Below are 14,915 nucleotides of genomic sequence, written 5' to 3'. Positions count from 1 at the left end.
ATTGAGTCTTACCGCCTGTTCTGATGGTGTATGAGACGAGCTGGAATATAACGCAAAGGTATTTCTACCCTACCTTATTTGTTAACAAAGTAGGGGGCTACTCGCAATAGTGGTTATGGAAATCTATGAGGGTTGATTGTCCTGTAGATTCTATAACAGCACGCCAGTAGTCAGACCGCGTGTTAATCCTTCGCCGTTTACGGGTTACGAGGCGTAATGGAAGATGTACGAATCTGTCCATAAGTTTCGACACAACCATTGCAGTTTTACCTGCCATAGCCGCATGTACCGCGTTTTGTCCGAGGAATCCGCAATAAACTCTATCGTTGGCGTTGGCCGGTACGGAACGGATGATATAGCTCGGATCAATAAGTTTGAGAGTGTATGGAACGTTACGCTCGGTCATGTAGCTATGGATTTCTTTTTTGAGGAATCCCATAATGTCGCCAAGAACTTTGTTGCCCGATGCGTCCGTTAAATTTGTGTCGGAAAGCAAATGCTGCCCCGCACCTTCTGCTACAACAATAACTGCATGTCGACGGGTGAGCAGGCGTTTTTCCAGATTTTCAAGTAGGCCGCCTTCACCGTATAGAGCAAAGTCTTTTTCCGGAATAAGCACAAAGTTAACCTCTTTGAGGGATAACGATGCGTGCGCCGCAATAAAACCGGATTCCCGACCCATAAGTTTTACAAGGCCGACACCGTTCATAGAGCCTTGTGCTTCTGTATGAGCACATTGGATAGCTTCAGTCGCTTTGTCCACGGCAGTTTCGAAACCGAACGTCTGCGGGATAAAGTCGATATCGTTATCAATAGTCTTAGGGACACCGATAACAGAAATTTTGAGCATGCGTTTTGTTACTTCATCCACAATAGCGCTTGCGGCTTTCATGGTGCCGTCTCCGCCGATCATGAACAAACAGCTGATGTTGAGGCGTTCTAATGCATCAACAACTTCTTCAGTAGACTGAGGTCCGCGTGATGAGCCGAGAATTGTGCCGCCCAGCAGATGGATGTGCGAGATCATCTGCGGAACCAGCTCAACAACATCATGTCCATATTTAGGAATAAATCCTTCCAGTCCGTATTTGATGCCGAGAACACTGCTTACATGGTAGTTATGAAATGCCGCCATAACAATGGAGCGGATAACTTCGTTGATACCGGGGCAGAGTCCACCACATGTTACAATGGCACATTTGGCTTTTGGAGTGTCGAAGAAAAGATGCTGGCGCGGGCCTGCCTTTTCAAAACAAAGCGGAATCGGCTGGTCATTTGTAATGTCTTCGTGCAGCTCATTATCCAGATAAAAGTCTACACCGTGTTCGTCTGTTTCAAACTTGCAAGCCGCAAGCGGAGATGGAATTTTAGGAGCTCCCAACGTGGGGATAACCGTTGAGATCTTCAACTCTTTATTTTGTGTGCGGTTCTTGGGCATGAAAATGCTCCTTACATATGGATATCGGGCATGTTATTTTTTATTGTAGATCATAATGTACAGTGTGTTTTGTTTAAGGGCAAATTTCAATGAGTCTGAAGACAGAATTTAGAAAAATACGTTGCTTCTGGACAGGCAGAAGGAAAGCGCATAATTTTAGCCCGCATTTCAGAATGTGGCTTTATTGTGTATAGTCCTGTTCTGAATGGTGGGACATAGTCATAGACTGACTACATACTTAATTCGAGTTTGTTATGCCAAAAAAAACGCTTCTTATTACACTTGGTGATGCAAACGGGCTAGGGCCTGAGTTGGCCTGTCGCTTGTTTGGTGAAGATATATTCATTGCGGCGAAGCGCCCGATTATTATGATCGGCTCTGCTGCTTCGTTGCTGGTGCACACCGAGCGACTCAATATGGACCCGTTCTGGGAGATTGTAGAATCTCCACGAGACATTACAAGTAAGGCGTACGGTGTTTATCTGTACGAACCTCCGTCGATTCGGGATCTGCCGATTACAGTAGGTGAAGCCACTAAAGAGGGTGGATTTATCGCAGGTGAATCTTTGCAGGCAGCATGCCAGTGCATTACCGATGGTATTGCCACAGGTATGGTGACATTACCATTACATAAGGCAATGTTGCAGGAGGCAGGATTTGATTTTCCCGGACATACAGAATTCTTAGCACGGCACGCAGGACTTCAGGATGATGAAGTGTGTATGCATCTGTGCGGAGAAATTTTGCGGGTAAGCCTTGCCACAACGCATCCGCCACTTCGCGATGTCGCAGATATGATAACTGAAGAACGTCTGCTGCGTACCTTCAGACTCACTGATGAATTTATGAAACAGGTCGGACACGGCGATCGTCCGATTGCTGTTTGCGGCTTGAATCCACACGCTGGAGAATCCGGCAAGATTGGTACAGAAGATCAGGAAATTGTTGCTCCTGCCGTGCTTAAAGCACAGGCCATGGGTATGAACATTGAAGGGCCGTTCCCTGCCGATACCTTATTCCACAAAGCTGCACGCGGTGTGTATTCTGCTGTTGTGGCTATGTATCACGATCAGGGACTTGCGCCGCTGAAGCTGCTGCATTTTTCAGAAGCAGTTAACGTAACACTCGGCTTGCCGTTTGTGCGTACCTCAGTTGATCACGGAACAGGCTTTGATATTGTGGGCAAAGATATTGCTCATACAAATAGTTTTAGAGAAGCTATCCGACTTGCTATTTTGATGTTGGAAGGCGACGAATTGTAATCTGTTCTTCTTTCGATATTACAGGGCAGACAATGACACATTACTTGGCATTGTCTGCCTTTTTTGCATACACTGAAGACTATACGAAAGACTACAGGAGGAAACCATGCTTATTGGTATTGATGTTGGTGGAACGCACACCGACGCAGTGGCAGTTGAGAGTGGGAAAGTGGTTGCCTCTGGTAAAGTGGCTACGGCGCATGAAGATTTGTTATCATCGGTGCTGGGCGCGCTTGAGATAGTGCTTAAGGCTGTTTCTCCCGAAGATGTGACACGCCTTAATTTATCAACAACACTTTCTACGAATGCCATAGTTGAAGGTCGCACTGATGAAGTCGGTGTGATTGTTTCTTCAGGTCCCGGCATTGACCCATATAATTTTCAGACCGGTAAATTTTATTTTCCTGTAAAGGGCTCCATTGACCACAGAGGGGAAGAAGTTGCCCCTGTTGTGGAAAAGGAAATTATGGATGCCTTTGAAACGTGCGTTGCGGCGGGTGTTACCGCGTATGCTGCTGTGAGTAAGTTTTCTACAAGAAACCCTGCGCACGAAGAGCATATTGCGGAATCCATTGCTTCTAAAAGTGATGTAACCTCGTTAGGGCATCGTTTTTCCGGTCAACTGGACTTCCCGCGACGTATTGCAACGGCCTACTATAACTCCGCAGTCTGGCGTCTTTATAACAGATTTGCAGATGCCGTCGAAGCCGGAGTTCGTGCAAAGGGTATTACAGCTCCTGTAAATATTCTTAAAGCTGACGGTGGAACCATGCCGCTTGAAAGCTCCCGCGAAATTCCTGTGGAATCCATTCTTTCAGGCCCTGCTGCGAGTGTTATGGGCGTGCTTGCTCAGCGTTGTGTTGGCAAAGATTGTTCAGAATATCCATCTCCAGAAGTGGATACGCTTATTTTGGATATCGGCGGAACAACCACAGATATTGCTTTGCTTGTTGCTGATGCTCCGCTTGTGGAAAAAGACGGCATTGCCGTTGGCAGTTTTCCGACCTTGGTTCACGCATTAAAGACTCGTTCTATAGGTGTCGGTGGAGACTCCGCGCTGCATTATTCCGCAGGTGCATTACGTGTAGGGCCTGAACGAAAAGGTGTTTGCATGGCAGAAGGCGGAAGCAGTCCAGCTTTGATGGACGCACTCATCTACTGCGGACACGCATCATTCGGTGACAGTTCAGCTAGCCGCAAGGGAATAGAATCTCTTGCGGAAGAATGTGGAATGGAGCCGTTAGCTCTGGCAACATCAGCAATTACTCTTGCGGTAAAAACAATATCACGTGCTGTGCATGACTTTATCGAAGAAGTGAACAGCACTCCTGTGTATACTATTCGAGAAATTTTGAGCGGGGCAGATTTGGCACCGGATCAAGTAAGCATCATGGGGGGGCCTGCAGAGGCTTTTCAGAAATTGCTTGCTGATGAATTGCAGATACCAGTGTATACTGTTCCGCAATATGCTGTTGCTAACGCCATTGGTGCTGCCATGACAAAGCCGACATTCGAGCTGGAATTATTTGCAGATACTGAAGCGCAGACGCTGTTTATCCCTGTAATGGGTGAGCGTCGTAGTGTTTCGTCAAACTACAAATTACTTGATGCTGTGCTGGATGCAAAAGAAGCTTTGGTGAGTTATTTTGAACAGCGCGATATCGTCATCGGTACTGATGAAATTGAAGTAACCGAAGAACAATCTTTTAATATGGTTGGCGATTACGGCACAGTTGGAAGAAATATTCGTGTAAAATGCCAGATAACACCAGGGGTTGATATATAGGATGCCAAAAATTATAGCGTGCTGTGTACTGTTTTTACTGATTACGACGCAGAGCTTTGCTGCGCAGGCTACTGAAGCCCCTACATCTGAGGTCTCCCTCAAAACGATGATCGGTCAAATGATCATGGTTGGCTTTCGGGGAGAGGGTGCAACCGCTGCGCGCGTGATATTGCGGGATATAAAACAACACCAGATTGGTGGTGTCATTTTATTTGAAAAAGACTACCTGCGGCCGCAGGCTGTACGTAATATTATAAGCAAAGCACAGGTGTGTGATCTTGTTGACGCATTGCAGGACATCTCGACCATTCCATTATTCATCGCAATAGATCAGGAAGGCGGGCTGGTCTCACGGTTTAAACCTACGCACGGTTTTGCCGGAACGCCTTCTGCCCAAAAGCTGGGTGAAAAGCCGGTGAGTGAAACCTTTGCGGCAGGAGAGCGTACAGGCTCATATCTTAAAGACGTTGGTGTGAATATGGACTTTGCGCCAGTACTGGATGTTAATGTGAATCCAGAATCTCCGGTTATTGGTGCCATACAGCGTAGTTTTAGCTCAGACCCTGCGACAGTTGCTAAGTATGCACACGCATTCGCTCAAGGCATGGGACGTTATGGAATCATTTCCGGTTACAAGCATTTTCCGGGACATGGCAGTTCGCTTTCAGATTCCCACAAAGGGCTACCGGACGTAACAAAGACATGGTCGAAGAAAGAACTTCTACCGTATGCAGAATTGTTAGGAACAGAGCCGCTCCATGTAGTTATGGTAGGGCATCTGTATCACCGTAAGCTTGATGCTGATACACCGACATCGTTGTCTTATCCGGTTGTGACCAAAATGCTTAGAGAGAAGCTTAATTACGATGGTGTGATTGTGACAGATGATCTGCAAATGAGAGCGATCACAAATCAATACTCCATTGATGAGGCTGCGGTAAAAGCTGTGCAGGCAGGTAGTGATATTGTGCTTGTGGGAAACAACATGAAGTATGATCCGAAAATTGTTTCCAAGCTTGTTACGGCGCTTACATGGGCGGTTCATAATGGCGATATCTCAATCGAGCGAATTCGTCAGTCTTATGATCGGATCATGAAGCTTAAGCACGATTCAGGACTACTCGTGGATGATGTCTCGAAACAGTAAGACATTAAGTAGTAAGTCATTGCGAGCCGGAAACGGCTGCGAAAAAATATCATAAAAAAAGAAGGGTGGAGTTAAAACTCCACCCTTCTTTTTTTATGTACGGTAGTGAGGCAAAGCCTCAGAACTAAGCGTCTTGTTCCACTTGTGAGGAAAGAAGCCGATATTTTTTATACAATCTCACGCCAATGGCGGAGGAAAGAATAAAGAGCACAGCGCTCACACTGGTACGGAGTACAGGCTCAACAGTGACACCACTTCCCAGAAGAGAGAAGATGAGAGTCTGCGGCATGTACCCTAACGAAGAACCCGCGACAAAAGACAAGGGGCGGATATTACTTACACCGGCAATTACGTTTGTAGCCAGATTGCTGCCGACTGGAAGCAGGCGCACAATCATTGCTGTTTGAAATGGTGAACTTTGCAGAAAGCCGTTGATGCCCTGTAAGTGATTCGGGAATCTGCGGTTAATTGTTTCCTGTCCTAACAATCGGGCTACCCAGAAACAGCATATGCATCCGATTGTAACCGCTGTAATTGCGGCTAAGAATCCATGGACAGCACCAAACGCATATCCTGCACAAAAGGCAGAAAGTTGTCTCGGAATGCCCATGCCTGTAAGTAAGGCAGCTATTCCGATAAACAGGGCAACGCCTTGTATTCCAGTATTTCGAATATATGTATCGACCCACTCAGGTTCTAAAACCTCAGCGATGCCTAATTTGCGTAATGTAAGTACAACAGCAACCAGCAGTCCGATAACTGCAAGGTTGATAATAACTTTTTTTTGACTTGAAGACATAGTTTTCCCTGCATTGATGAACCAAATCATCAAGCAGTTGGTCTAGGGATAGAATATATGGCGCAAGTAACTTCGCGTATGATAGCGAGTTATAAGTTGCGATCTTTAATAGAATAACGGAAGTGACGGCTCTGCATCCAGCGGATTGCTAACAAATCAAGGATAGTAGCTTTAGCTCTGTCAAGGATTCCGTATTTTGACTCACCATGCTGACGATGTCTGTGGTTCACAGGTACTTCAGAAACAGTTGCGCCCTGCATTTTCATAAGCGTAGGGAGGAATCGGTGCATACCGGTGAGCATTGGAATTTGCTGAACCAGTCTGGTGTCCATAACTTTAAGCGAGCAACCGGTGTCTTTTACGGTTTCACGGCTCAATTTGTTACGGATTGCGTTACCGATTTTGGAAGCAACTTTTTTCTGCAATGTATCCTGACGCTTCTGGCGCCAGCCGATAACCATTGTGTAACCTCGTTCGTATTCACGAAGAAGGGCAGGAATGTCCGCAGGGTCATTCTGTAAATCTGCATCGATAGTAATCACAACGTCAGTTTCAGCAGCATCAAAGCCAGCTTTGAATGCAGCGGACTGTCCACAGTTTTCTGCAAACGCAACATATTTTACTTCAGAGTACTCTTCGCCCATGGAGCGAATAACTTGAAGGCTGTTATCAGAACTACCATCATCAACAAAAATTACTTGCCATTCTTTGTCGAGCGGAGAGAGTGCTTTATTTATTTCACCGAAAAGAAGGGGAATATTATCTTCTTCGTTGAACACAGGTACAACTATAGATAGGGAATTAATATTTGTCATGCGCATGGTATAAGGCGATTGGTGTTGCTTGTAAATAAGGATAGAGTATATTCCATTGAGACTTCCGGTATTGGTAGGGTTAATTGTTTAAAAAAATAAAATTTAATTGCAAAGTGCTGTTGACAGGTAGGGCGAATCGGCATAGAAGCTCTCTCACGATGACGCGGGGTGGAGCAGTACGGTAGCTCGTCGGGCTCATAACCCGAAGGCCGCAGGTTCAAATCCTGTCCCCGCTACCATTAAAATGATCCAGGGGTGTAGTTCTAACGGCTAGAACGCCGGTCTCCAAAACCGGATGTTGGGAGTTCGAATCTCTCCACCCCTGCCATTAACATTCAATTCAATGAAAATTGTTTTGAAGTGAAATGAGCAACTGATACATATTCGTATGTGTCCAGCATGTTTCGAGCCACGCATAGTAGTGCGTTGCAGGTTAATGGATGGTTATTAAAATCTAGATTCAGCGTTTTGTCTGAATCTTTTTTTATGACTTCAAAATAGCATTGTTCGTATGAACTGATTGCTGTTAAGAAGAGCATATATACGGTGACGCGGGGTGGAGCAGTACGGTAGCTCGTCGGGCTCATAACCCGAAGGCCGCAGGTTCAAATCCTGTCCCCGCTACCAAAAAATGATTCAGGGGTGTAGTTCTAACGGCTAGAACGCCGGTCTCCAAAACCGGATGTTGGGAGTTCGAATCTCTCCACCCCTGCCATTAAGTTCTATTCAATTGTACATTATGTGTCAGTAAAGATTAGTATTTTTTGGAACGATATGAGATTACAGATTCAGAAAATACTCTGAATCATTTTATGACTTCAAAATAGCATCGTTCTTTATGACTGATTGCTGTTAAGATGTTCATTATACGGTGACGCGGGGTGGAGCAGTACGGTAGCTCGTCGGGCTCATAACCCGAAGGCCGCAGGTTCAAATCCTGTCCCCGCTACCAAGAATATATAAGGTTCGGAAGTAATTCCGAACCTTTTTTCTTTTTATTCCGTCTCAGTAGAAATAAATTTTTTGTTTCTGTTGACGGGCGACCAAGAAGGGCATAGATACCTTCTCACGATGACGCGGGGTGGAGCAGTACGGTAGCTCGTCGGGCTCATAACCCGAAGGCCGCAGGTTCAAATCCTGTCCCCGCTACCACGAATATATGAGGTTCGGAAGTAATTCTGAACCTCTTTTCTTTTTATTCCGTCCCAGTAGAAATAAAGTTTTTGTTTCTGTTGACGGACGATCAAGAAGGGCATAGATACCTTCTCACGATGACGCGGGGTGGAGCAGTACGGTAGCTCGTCGGGCTCATAACCCGAAGGCCGCAGGTTCAAATCCTGTCCCCGCTACCACGAATATATGAGGTTCAGAAGTAATTCTGAACCTCTTTTTCTTTTTATTCCGTCCCGGTAGAAATAAAGTTTTTGTTTCTGTTGACGGACGACCAAGAAGGGCATAGACACCTTCTCACGATGACGCGGGGTGGAGCAGTACGGTAGCTCGTCGGGCTCATAACCCGAAGGCCGCAGGTTCAAATCCTGTCCCCGCTACCACGAATATATGAGGTTCGGAAGTGATTCTGAACCTCTTTTCTTTTTCTTACGTTCCAGTGGAAATAAATTTTTGTTTCTGTTGATGGACGATCAAGAAGGGCACAGATCCCTTCTCATTATGTCGCGGGGTGGAGCAGTACGGTAGCTCGTCGGGCTCATAACCCGAAGGCCGCAGGTTCAAATCCTGTCCCCGCTACCATGAAGATATAAGGTTCAGAAGTAATTCTGAACCTTTTTTTTTGATCTTTTGCTTGGGGATAACGACTGTTTGTTCGCTCAATATGTTTAATTAACTGAATAAAAAGTATACGTGTTGACAGCTAAAGAACATCTGAGTATCAAAGTTCTTAACAACTTTGTAAAACTCGGAAAGCAACATGTACAACGCAACCACGACAACTTACCCAATTGAAGCTAGCAGCGCGCTGCTAGTCTCCGTCATCGTGGTCGTCGTCAACGTCGTAAGGAACGTCGTCGCGTTGTAACGGATTTTACATACATAGTAAGATTGACTCCGCCAGCGCTTCAGCCCGGCGGATTTTTTTTGATCCAAAATCTCCGCTGGCAATAAAAAACTTGGATCAGGGCAGGAAGAACAATGCGAGAAATGACCGGCGCAGAATGTACGATTCGTCTTTTAGAACGACAGGGCATTACCACTATTTCAGGTATCCCGGGTGGAGCAAACCTGCCGTTGTATGATGCGTTATCGCGTAGCGAAAAAATTACGCATATCCTTGCTCGGCATGAGCAGGGGGCAGGGTTTATAGCACAGGGAATGGCACGAACTACTGGTAAGCCTGCTGTGTGTCTGGCTACCTCCGGTCCCGGTGTAACCAACATTGTCACTGCCATTGCAGATGCCAAACTCGATTCCGTTCCACTTGTATGTATCACAGGGCAAGTTCCAACTCCGCTTATCGGCACTGATGCATTCCAGGAAGTAGATACCTACGGTATGTCTATTCCCATCACAAAACATAACTTTCTTGTACGTTCCGCCGAAGAACTGCTCACTGTAATTCCAGAAGCATTTCGAATTGCCGCTTCAGGTCGACCTGGTCCGGTTCTTGTTGATATTCCGCGTGATGTTCAGCTTGAGCAGATCGTGATCGATGCGTTTCCAGAGCCCGCTGTGGCTGACGCGCCACCAGAAGTTGCTGATGCGGATATAGCAACTGCGGCGAAAATGATTAACAACGCTGCACGCCCTGTATTATGGGTAGGTGGCGGCGTGGTGGCTGCGCAGGCAGATACTATTTGTAAGAATCTCGCTGAAACAGCTTCTATGCCTGTAACGATGACCCTTATGGGGCTGAGCGTTATTCCTCGGGATCATGATTTGAATATTGGTATGCTGGGAATGCATGCAGAGCGATACACAAACATGGTTATGGAAGGATGTGACTTGATTGTTGCCGCGGGCGTTCGGTTTGATGATCGCGCAACCGGAAAGGTTAACGAGTTTTGTCCAAACGCGAAAATTATTCATATTGATATTGATCATTGTGAACTCGATAAGCTTCGTTCTGCAAGTCTTGGTATTCTGGGTGACATTCGCGATGTGTTCTCAAAGTTGCTTCCAAAAATCGAGACAAAGTCACGAACAGAGTGGATTGGATATATTGCGGCGTTGAAAACAGCCTTTCCTCCTCATTCTCCGGTTGAAAGTGGTTTTGAGTCACCACAGAAATTTATTCGCCTTGTGGGAGAACTTTCTGATGACTCAACCATTGTTACAACAGACGTAGGAAAGCATCAGATGTGGACCGCACAGAGCTATCCGTTTACAGGCGGTCGCCAATGGCTCACTTCAGGTGGACTGGGTACAATGGGGTTTGGCTTGCCTGTAGCAATTGGTGCAGCGCTTGCCGCGCCGGATAAAAAAGTTATCTGCTTCAGTGGTGACGGCAGTATTTTGATGAACATACAGGAGCTTGCAACAGCTGCTGAGCATCGTGTTGATGTGACAGTGGTTTTGTTCAATAACCAGTGTCTTGGTTTAGTACATCAGCAGCAGGAATTATTCTTCAACGGCAACTGCTTCTCTTCAGAATATCCTATCGCACTGGATTATGGTGCAATTGTACGCGGGTTCGGTTGGAAGGTGTTCGATTTAGCAGAAAATTGCAGTGAAGAAATTTTGGCAGAAGCGTTAGCGACTACAGGACCATGTCTCATTCACATGCCAGTGAGCAGAGAAGAAAAAGTTTTGCCGATGGTTCCTCCAGGAGCTGCGAACCGCATAATGATCGGAGGCGATACAAATGGCTAATCATGCACATACTGTTCTTGATATTTTAGTGAACAACCATCCGGGTGTGATGGCACACGTTACAGGGTTGTTTTCACGACGGGCATTTAACGTTGAAGCTATTTTGTGTCTGCCGGTTGCAGACAGTGCCACAAGCCGTATTTGGCTGCTGGTAAACGAAGATGGAAGACTAGATCAAATGCTGCGGCAGATGCGTAAACTTCAAGATGTGTATGAAGTGACAGCGTCAACTGAGTATTTAAAAGTTTTTGCAGACCTCACTGCGGGTATGAATGCTGAATCAAATAATCTTATAGCTGATTGATAAAATATTACTTTTTGTTCAATTGCTGCACCCAAAAGCATGCGAACACTAAAATCCTGTGTATGAGAACCATCGTGCATGGGATTTTATTTTTCTATCTGGGTTCTATTGGGTGAAACCTTCTGTTTGCCGAAGTTTGAGAACTTGGGTACATATCGGCGATGCATTTTTATCTTCGGAGTATTTCATGCAAATAGGATTCAAGCTCGTCACCGGATATGTTTTATTGATAGGGCTCATGGGAGCTCTCGTCTTTTTTGGAATTGATGGTGAGCGGCGATTATCAAGAAATTATGATGCCCTTGTCAGACTTTCTCATTTAGAAAGCAGCATTACCATGGTGCACAAGGCTGCACTTTCTGGTGCAGGGCACGATGCTTTGCTTGAGCTCAGTGCTGAGCTTGCAAAACAACTCAAAGAATTTAATTCAAGAAAAAATTCAAATGAAGCAGCAGTGATACGTCGCGCGCAGCTTGCTAATATAGGCTATAAAGAAAAGCTGGAAGCACTTAAAGCACTAAACTCTGGAATCAGCCGCTACATCGGGCTTTCGAAAGAGAATGTAAAAAATATTGCTGACGATGTGGATCGCATTGCAGGAATTATTGCTGACCAGCGTGTTTCGTTGCTAAGTGTTTCATCGCAAGATGCGCAGAAAAAGCGCAATCAACGACTTAAAGTAATGCAGCAGAGTGTGCAAAACTTACAGGTTGCATTGCGATTGATGGAAGCGACAAACCAGAAGAACGACTACGATCTTGCTAAGAATAGCGCTGAATCGTTGTTGGGAAGCTGCATGGCGTTGCGAACCAGCATGAAAGCAATGGACTTGCTGGTGCTGGATCGTGTAATCGTTGCTGCAAAAAATTTAAATACAGATTTTATTCAGCTGGGGCAGTTGTATAATAGAGCATTGGACGTTGATTCAAATGTCGGCTCCGGTCTTTCCAATGTAAATGTCGCCATCAGGCAACTTGCAGATTCACAGCGAGATTCTTTGGCATTTGTTCGTGAGTCTTCCATTTTGCCCGGTGTGATAATTGTCGCAGGCGCGGTCATTATTGCGCTCATCAGCTATCTGTTGATTTTGAGATCTTCTGGGCAGTTTGTTTCTCGTGTAGGGCAGGCTGTAGCCGGCCTGACATCTGGAGAGCGTCCGCCTTCATCCAGCAGAACTAATAGAATGTCTTCGCTTGAAACAGCGTTGTGGGCTGTGTGGAGTAAAGTGGCGGAACAGACCAGAGCGTTGGAGAACATTGCAGAAGGAAAGCCCGTTACGGACATAGAAAATACCCTCGGGCTTGATGCATTGAGCCGAGCAATCGGCGAAGTTGAGAAGACTCAACGTGACGTCGAAAAAAGTTTGCGACAATGTCTTGAGTCTGTAAATCTTCCGGCAACTGGTTCTTCTTCAGAGATGTTACAGGCATTGAAGACCTGCGTGTATGATGCGTCTACCTCACTGGCCTCTGTCACTGAAAAGGTTCAGGAGATACGCAACTCCGGCGTAAAGCTTGAGAAAGGAATTTCGCAGGCCGCAGGGCAAAGCGAACAAGCATTTGCAACTCTGCACGGGGTTAATAATTTCAGCGAATTGTCTTCAGCCGTTTCTGTTGCATTAGATGTTGTTGCAAAACCATGCAATATTCCTACTGCAGCGGTTGGTGAGCTTAAGTCTCAATTTACAGAAATTGAACGCGCTATGAAGGTTATGGGCTGGCAGGTTTCCAGTTATGAAGATGTTGCGCGACATCTTGAGACGTTGGCAATCAATGTTAACGTTGAGGCCGCACGCATTGGTTCAGATACAACCGCTATGGGAACTATTGTTGACGAAATCCGTGGCTTGTCCGGAAAGTGTCGTCATGCTGCGGAAGCCAGTGATAACGGCAAAACTCTCGGGTCCAGGGCATTGGACAGAGTCTTTAATGGCTTGAGCCTGTTAGAGAAACAGAGTGATTCACGTATTGCCACAGCGGATAAAGATGCTGTAAAGCGTGCAGCAAAGGTTTTAGGTCAGTTAGAAAATGTGGAACTGGCATTGACCGCGATCTTCACAAAAGCGGGTGTTACCTGTTCTGAATTTGTTTCTGAAACTGAAGCACTCGTTTCAGTTGTTGAAAATGCTTCTGCAACGTCTGCCAAGCTGTCTGAAGAACTTGTTGAATCCGCTACACAAGAAGCAGAACATTTGCTGGAACAGCAGCCTATTGAATTGACTGAGCAGGTTCTTGCTTTTGATGATGACGCGGTAACACTGCCTAAACTTGATTTATAATGACTTTCTGGTTGGTTAGGGCATAGTCTCTGGTGAAAAGATACGATATAGAGTGAGTATATGAAAGTTCCTAATAACTGGTTAGTCATGCGGTTGAGCGCACTTGGCGATGTAGTGCTCACTACTGGTGTGCTCTCCTATTTACATAAAAAATACGGCTGGCGCTTTACCTTCCTCACTTTGGAGCCATGGGCTTCAGTGCTGGAAGGGCATCCTGCCATTGATACTATCCTTTCCATAAATAAAGAAGAGTTACGCTCCAGTAATGAGTACACCTTCTTTAAGCAGTTAGCTGAAGATCACGAAGGCAAAGGGCTGCTTGATCTGCACGGTACGATGAGATCACGATTTTTAGCTTTATGCTGGAAAAGTGCAGTTCGTAGATATCCCAAGTTTTCTTTACAGCGCAGGTTGTTTTTGCAGACTGAGGGAAAGCTTGGCGGTGAAAAGTTGCTGCGTTTTAACGTGCCGCAACGATACGCGCTTGCTGTAGAAGAAGAAGCTCCTTCGCGTCTGGAATTACTTCCACAGATATTTTTATCAGAAGAAGAACGGCGGGGTGGAAAAGATATGTGCGGGCGTGTAGCGGGTGACAAGCCGATTGTTGCACTGCACCCATTTTCAACGCACCCCAATAAGGCATGGTTTAGCGATTATTGGCGTGAATTAGCAGTAAAGCTTGTTGATGCCGGTACACATGTTGTTATTGTCGGTGTGGGTACGTCTCCTGTTCCAGCAGGAGAAAATGTAACCGATTTGACGGGGAAAACAACGATTCGTGAAACCTGTGCTGTGCTTTCTTGTTCGCAGGCGCTCATTACAGGTGATTCCGGTCCGATGCATTTAGCAGGCGGGGTGCAGACTCCGGTTGTAGGATTGTTCGGTCCCACACACCGAGCATGGGGATTTTATCCGGAAGGATTGTCCGATATTGTGCTTGAAGCAGATGAAGAGTGCAGGCCTTGCTCTCTGCATGGCAAAAAAGTATGTGATAAAGAGCAGATATGCATGAGGTCCATAAAACCGGATAGAGTGCTGCAAAGCGTACTTTCCTTGCTTTCATGATTTGCCTCATGCGTTACGTTACCAGCAGGTTGGGGGGGCCAACTTTTTGTGTGGTTAACTGCGACAAAATATTAAATGAATAAGAATATCTGTCGATTAATACACTCAGGCTACTGAAGGTGTAATCACCTTTTGCGTCATGACGTTTGGTGTCTGTATGGGTTGGGCGCTTTTGTGAGAGAATGAATAATAG

Annotated in this window: 10 protein-coding genes and 9 tRNA genes; 16 read left to right on the top strand and 3 right to left on the bottom strand. The window is 45.8% G+C overall.

The window, feature by feature from the left end; translation table 11 throughout:
• Positions 1 to 97: 97 nt before the first annotated feature.
• Entirely contained in the window at positions 98 to 1,438 is a 1,341-nt protein-coding gene (locus tag ACZ5V1_RS08485; protein ID WP_464391481.1) for an ATP-dependent 6-phosphofructokinase, read from the bottom strand.
• Positions 1,439 to 1,692: 254 nt separating this feature from the next.
• Here ACZ5V1_RS08485 and pdxA point away from each other — a divergent pair, with 254 nt between their 5' ends.
• The 3 genes from pdxA to ACZ5V1_RS08470 all read left to right on the top strand — a co-directional run bounded on the left by pdxA (position 1,693) and on the right by ACZ5V1_RS08470 (position 5,633).
• On the top strand, positions 1,693 to 2,700 hold the full coding sequence (gene pdxA, locus ACZ5V1_RS08480; RefSeq protein WP_464391480.1) for a 4-hydroxythreonine-4-phosphate dehydrogenase PdxA: 1,008 nt from the start codon (positions 1,693 to 1,695) through the stop codon (positions 2,698 to 2,700).
• Between the two features lie 106 nt (positions 2,701 to 2,806).
• Positions 2,807 to 4,486, top strand: a complete 1,680-nt coding sequence (locus tag ACZ5V1_RS08475) for a hydantoinase/oxoprolinase family protein (RefSeq protein WP_464391479.1) — start codon at positions 2,807 to 2,809, stop codon at positions 4,484 to 4,486.
• Position 4,487: 1 nt separating this feature from the next.
• Complete coding sequence (locus tag ACZ5V1_RS08470) at positions 4,488 to 5,633, top strand: glycoside hydrolase family 3 protein (protein WP_464391478.1); 1,146 nt, start codon at positions 4,488 to 4,490, stop codon at positions 5,631 to 5,633.
• A gap of 124 nt (positions 5,634 to 5,757) precedes the next feature.
• On the opposite strand, the gene ACZ5V1_RS08465 is transcribed toward ACZ5V1_RS08470, so the two are convergent.
• The gene (locus tag ACZ5V1_RS08465; protein ID WP_464391477.1) at positions 5,758 to 6,432 is read right to left on the bottom strand and encodes a TVP38/TMEM64 family protein; all 675 of its coding nucleotides are present in this window, start codon (positions 6,430 to 6,432) and stop codon (positions 5,758 to 5,760) included.
• Positions 6,433 to 6,521: 89 nt separating this feature from the next.
• Positions 6,522 to 7,247 (bottom strand): glycosyltransferase family 2 protein, encoded by a 726-nt coding sequence (locus ACZ5V1_RS08460; RefSeq protein WP_464391476.1) that lies wholly within the window; start codon positions 7,245 to 7,247, stop codon positions 6,522 to 6,524.
• 162 nt (positions 7,248 to 7,409) lie between these two features.
• Here ACZ5V1_RS08460 and ACZ5V1_RS08455 point away from each other — a divergent pair.
• The 13 genes from ACZ5V1_RS08455 to ACZ5V1_RS08395 all read left to right on the top strand — a co-directional run bounded on the left by ACZ5V1_RS08455 (position 7,410) and on the right by ACZ5V1_RS08395 (position 14,722).
• Positions 7,410 to 7,486 (top strand) — tRNA-Met (locus ACZ5V1_RS08455).
• A 12-nt stretch (positions 7,487 to 7,498) separates the two neighbouring features.
• A tRNA-Trp gene (locus ACZ5V1_RS08450) sits at positions 7,499 to 7,575 on the top strand.
• 222 nt (positions 7,576 to 7,797) lie between these two features.
• Positions 7,798 to 7,874 (top strand) — tRNA-Met (locus ACZ5V1_RS08445).
• Positions 7,875 to 7,885: 11 nt separating this feature from the next.
• Positions 7,886 to 7,962: transfer RNA gene (locus ACZ5V1_RS08440), tRNA-Trp, on the top strand.
• Between the two features lie 160 nt (positions 7,963 to 8,122).
• Positions 8,123 to 8,199, top strand: a tRNA-Met gene (locus ACZ5V1_RS08435).
• Between the two features lie 123 nt (positions 8,200 to 8,322).
• A tRNA-Met gene (locus tag ACZ5V1_RS08430) sits at positions 8,323 to 8,399 on the top strand.
• 123 nt (positions 8,400 to 8,522) lie between these two features.
• Positions 8,523 to 8,599: transfer RNA gene (locus ACZ5V1_RS08425), tRNA-Met, on the top strand.
• Positions 8,600 to 8,723: 124 nt separating this feature from the next.
• Positions 8,724 to 8,800: transfer RNA gene (locus ACZ5V1_RS08420), tRNA-Met, on the top strand.
• Positions 8,801 to 8,922: 122 nt separating this feature from the next.
• Positions 8,923 to 8,999 (top strand) — tRNA-Met (locus ACZ5V1_RS08415).
• A gap of 399 nt (positions 9,000 to 9,398) precedes the next feature.
• Positions 9,399 to 11,075 carry an acetolactate synthase large subunit gene (ilvB, locus tag ACZ5V1_RS08410; RefSeq protein WP_464391475.1) on the top strand — a complete coding sequence of 559 codons (1,677 nt, stop codon included), beginning with the start codon at positions 9,399 to 9,401 and terminating at the stop codon, positions 11,073 to 11,075.
• Positions 11,068 to 11,379 (top strand): acetolactate synthase small subunit, encoded by a 312-nt coding sequence (gene ilvN / locus ACZ5V1_RS08405; RefSeq protein WP_464391474.1) that lies wholly within the window; start codon positions 11,068 to 11,070, stop codon positions 11,377 to 11,379. Before ilvB ends, ilvN begins: the two co-directional genes overlap by 8 nt.
• 187 nt (positions 11,380 to 11,566) lie before the next feature.
• Complete coding sequence (locus ACZ5V1_RS08400) at positions 11,567 to 13,657, top strand: hypothetical protein (protein ID WP_464391473.1); 2,091 nt, start codon at positions 11,567 to 11,569, stop codon at positions 13,655 to 13,657.
• Positions 13,658 to 13,717: 60 nt separating this feature from the next.
• Positions 13,718 to 14,722, top strand: a complete 1,005-nt coding sequence (locus tag ACZ5V1_RS08395; RefSeq protein WP_464391472.1) for a glycosyltransferase family 9 protein — start codon at positions 13,718 to 13,720, stop codon at positions 14,720 to 14,722.
• Positions 14,723 to 14,915 lie beyond the last annotated feature (193 nt).

Source organism: Halodesulfovibrio oceani subsp. galateae (assembly GCF_055397225.1).
This window is presented reverse-complemented; position numbering and strand designations above follow the sequence as displayed.

What these genes read in the sequence shown, in the direction of transcription:
- ACZ5V1_RS08485 (WP_464391481.1), bottom strand. Translation starts at nt 1,438, where the DNA reads ATGCCCAAGAACCGCACACAAAATAAAGAGTTGAAGATCTCAACGGTT.
- pdxA (WP_464391480.1), top strand. Translation starts at nt 1,693, where the DNA reads ATGCCAAAAAAAACGCTTCTTATTACACTTGGTGATGCAAACGGGCTA.
- ACZ5V1_RS08475 (WP_464391479.1), top strand. Translation starts at nt 2,807, where the DNA reads ATGCTTATTGGTATTGATGTTGGTGGAACGCACACCGACGCAGTGGCA.
- ACZ5V1_RS08470 (WP_464391478.1), top strand. Translation starts at nt 4,488, where the DNA reads ATGCCAAAAATTATAGCGTGCTGTGTACTGTTTTTACTGATTACGACG.
- ACZ5V1_RS08465 (WP_464391477.1), bottom strand. Translation starts at nt 6,432, where the DNA reads ATGTCTTCAAGTCAAAAAAAAGTTATTATCAACCTTGCAGTTATCGGA.
- ACZ5V1_RS08460 (WP_464391476.1), bottom strand. Translation starts at nt 7,247, where the DNA reads ATGACAAATATTAATTCCCTATCTATAGTTGTACCTGTGTTCAACGAA.
- ilvB (WP_464391475.1), top strand. Translation starts at nt 9,399, where the DNA reads ATGCGAGAAATGACCGGCGCAGAATGTACGATTCGTCTTTTAGAACGA.
- ilvN (WP_464391474.1), top strand. Translation starts at nt 11,068, where the DNA reads ATGGCTAATCATGCACATACTGTTCTTGATATTTTAGTGAACAACCAT.
- ACZ5V1_RS08400 (WP_464391473.1), top strand. Translation starts at nt 11,567, where the DNA reads ATGCAAATAGGATTCAAGCTCGTCACCGGATATGTTTTATTGATAGGG.
- ACZ5V1_RS08395 (WP_464391472.1), top strand. Translation starts at nt 13,718, where the DNA reads ATGAAAGTTCCTAATAACTGGTTAGTCATGCGGTTGAGCGCACTTGGC.